Source organism: Microbacterium gubbeenense DSM 15944, assembly GCF_000422745.1.
Taxonomy (GTDB): Bacteria; Actinomycetota; Actinomycetes; order Actinomycetales; family Microbacteriaceae; genus Microbacterium; species Microbacterium gubbeenense.
In genome coordinates this window covers 1-3,495 of the sequence record NZ_AUGQ01000051.1, presented here as the reverse complement: position 1 = coordinate 3,495, position 3,495 = coordinate 1, and the positions used below count along the sequence as shown (strand labels likewise).

2 protein-coding genes are annotated in these 3,495 nt (G+C 61.9%); both read left to right on the top strand.

Going from position 1 to position 3,495, the window contains the following annotated elements:
• Window positions 1-1,652 (top strand): ATP-binding protein (locus G510_RS0113100; protein WP_211219204.1); only part of this gene is annotated, 1,652 nt, incomplete at its 5' end.
• On the top strand, window positions 1,649-3,495 hold a 1,847-nt coding region (locus G510_RS17685), incomplete at its 3' end, for a hypothetical protein (RefSeq protein ID WP_029153976.1). The genes G510_RS0113100 and G510_RS17685, both read left to right, overlap by 4 nt.

Genomic DNA, 3,495 nt, shown 5'->3' with positions numbered 1-3,495 from the left:
CCCCCGCCGCAGACGTACGCCGGCGAAACAAACGCGCGGAGAACGAGCTGCGTGATCAGTTCGATCAGCAAGATGGGGCTAATCAGATCACGGGCGGCGCCAGCGAACTCGGTCAACGTGCGCAAGACCTCGCTGACTTCCATGCGGCATTGAATCGGTCAGATAAAGAAGTGGAGGTGGAAGCGACCACCCTGTTCGTGACCAGTGCTGATGACCCGCAATTGGCCATGCGTCGAGCGCAAGCGCTCCGCGACTCCTTCAAACAGTACGAGTTTCACCTCGAGGCGCCGCTTGGCGGTCAGGAAGAACTCTGGTGGGCAGCATGGCCGGGGGTGCCGGCCAGGTCGAAGGTCTGGGAGTTCGCTCAGATCACTACGGGGCGCGAGTTTTCCACGGGCGTCCCGATCGTCGGGTTCCGTCTCGGTGACGCCACCGGGGCGCGGATGGGAACGAACATCTCGTGCGGACGACGCGCACCAGTGTTGGTTGACCGCGTGGCAACACTGGAAGCGAACCTGTCGGCTTGCTTCGCAGCGGTCGCGGAGCTCGGTGCCGGTAAGAGCGTGTTGATGAAGGCCGACATGGGAGCGATGTTGGACCGTGGCGGCCGCGTTCTGGCGATCGACCGCACAGAGCGGCGTGAGTACGCAGAGTTCGCCGCTGCGATGAGGCCGGACAAGAAGCAGATCGTGGATCTGCTCGGGCCGACAATCTCTCTGGACCCGCTGCGGATCTTCAAGCCCGCTCGTGCAGCCCGGATGGTCCAATCCCTCTTCGCGACGATGTTGGGTGTATCGATGCGCGACCCTCGAGGAACGAAGCTCGCCTCGCTCTTGCAGCCGGCCTACCTCGAGGAACACCGGATCGCGAGCTTGCGAGACATGGACGAGCATCTCGCGACCCTGAAAGGAGACGTGGCCGAAGAGCTTTCCGGGCTGATCCGTAGCGTGTCACAGTCCGAACTGGGCGAGGTTCTCTTCAACGACACCTTGCCCCCATTGGACACGTCGGCACGTGCCATCGTGTTCCTTACTCGTGGGCTGACTCTCCCGGACGAACGAGAGCTGTCCACTCCTCACTTGTTCAACGAGATGCCGCCGGAGAAGATCGTGGGGCGCGCGATCTACGCGATGCTGACTTCGTTGATGCGCTCATTGTGCTTTGAAGATCCCAACGACATCGCCGGTGCCTACATTGATGAGGCCTATTTCGTCACCAGCAGCCCGGAGGGCGTGCGCGACCTTCGGCTCCTTATCCAGGACGGCCGCAAACACGGCGCCTATGTCGGTCTCGCCAGCCATGACCCGGAACACTTCGGAGACGCGGTTATGCGTGGTCTCATCCCCGAGCGCTACGTCATGCGACAGCGTAACCGGGCCCTCGCGAAGCGCGCCGTGCTGTTCCTCACCGGCGAAGACGCCGTAGAACCGGGCGAAGAGACTCCGGAAGCGGACGAGCAACTGGTGGAGGTCGTCACTACGGAGCTCTCGCCCCTGGATGCCGACGGAAAAGTCCCCGATGGACGTCATGGCGAAGCACTGATGTCCGACCGCGTCGGACTTATCGGCAAGATCGCCAAGACGCTTCCCGAGAACCCCGAACGCCGCGCAGCGATCCTCTCGACACCTCTGTTGGGAAAGAAGGCAGCATGACCTTCGTCGTCGGTTTCTACGAACGCACCTGGCATGCACTTTCGCGCAGCGGCTTGGCGATCCGGTACGTGATGAGCAGGCACCGGTGGGTAGGAATCACGGCGATCATCCTCATGTACCAGGTGTACGCCATCAACTTCGGCAATACCGCGCTCGCTTCCGCAGCCACAGGGGACACCACGTTCTTGCCACCTGGCTGGAGCGCGACCGATGGCGCTGGTCTCGCTGTCGGCAACTACGCGGTGCTGCCGTTGGATCGCGGAGGATGGACTGCCGTTGATAAGTCGATCCTCGGCGCCATCACTGACCCCCTCTGGATGATGCACCTCTTCGTCATGTCCTGGGGGCTGTGGCTGTTCGACTTCATCCTGACGTTCGACTGGGTCGACCTCATCGCCCTGCCGTTCGAGGGGATCGCCACACTGATCGAACAGTTCCTGGGCCGGTTCGACTGGATCCCGATTGCGCTGATGATCACCGGCATCATCGCCGGATTCTTGATCCTCGGAGGAAGACTCGGGACAGGCCTCGCCGAGGTAGGAATTGCCCTCGCCGTCACAGTCCTGGCGATCATGCTCTTCACCAACCCGGTGAAATCGATCTACGGAGACGGGGGACTCCTCGACAAGGCCCAGAGCGTCGGCACACAACTGACCGCAATGGTCACGTACGACAACATCGACCAAATTGACGTAGACGCCACCAATCTGTCTGGCGTCGTCACCGCACCCCTCGTGGACCTCCTCATTCGCGATCCCGCGCAGTCGATCTCTTTCGGCAAGATCCTCGACGGAGAATGCGTCGACGTCTTCAACGCCGCCATGCTCGACAAGCCCCCGCTCGTCGATCAGGACCACGTGCGCGACGAGGTCAACAAGTGCGACGAATCCGCGAAGGATTACAACGAGAACCCGAACTTCGGACAAGTCGTGTCGGTGGGAGTCATCCTCACCTCGAGCACGGCTGTGTTCGCTATCCCCGCGGTACTTGCGCTGCTGTTCTTCATGACGGTGTTCGGGACACTTCTCGCAGGAGTAAAAGCGCCCATCCTCGCGCACCTCGCCATCCTCCCGTACATGAGGCGTGGGTTCTTCCGCGTGGCGATGGACATCATCACCGGCATCGCCAGCATCGTCCTGCTATGTCTCGCGCTTGCAGTGAGCTTGAGGATCATCGTCGAGATGACCCGCTACATCGACAGGATGTTCGAGCTGATCTTCACGAACGCAATTGGATACGGACAGTTCCCTGTCGCTCGAGCGATCTTCATCAATCTGCTCATCATCGTGACGCTGGTGTTTCTCATCCGACTCCGAAGCCAAGCCAAGAAGGCCGGCCGCACGATGGCGGACCAACTCAGTCAGATCGGTGCATCTAGGAAAAAGGGAGCACCATCTCCGATGCGTGTCGCAGCAGCAACCGGCATGGCATCCGCTATCGGAGCGAGCGGATCCTCGATCTTGCGCACGGGTGCAAAGGCCGCGGTTGGATTCGCGCGCGGAGGCGCTCCCGGGGCAGCGCTCGCCGCAGGATCGGACATCGCCAAGGGCGTTGTCTCGGGGATCTCCAACAAGAGTGCGAAACCGGCGACCGACGCCCCCACGTCAGATAACACCGCCGACAAGGCACCTAAGCCGGGTTCCTCCAAGTCTGTGGCGCCGGCTGCCGAGAGTTCGGTGCCGGGCACTTCGTTGGTGAACTCTGTTGATTCTGAATCTGTTGGCCAGACGATGGTCCCCGCAGCGCACCCCATTCCTCCCAGGCCGGCTGCTCCAGCGGCGGAAGCTGCTCCAGCGGCGGAAGCTGCGCCGGCTGCGGACGCTGCGCCGGCTGCGGACGCTGC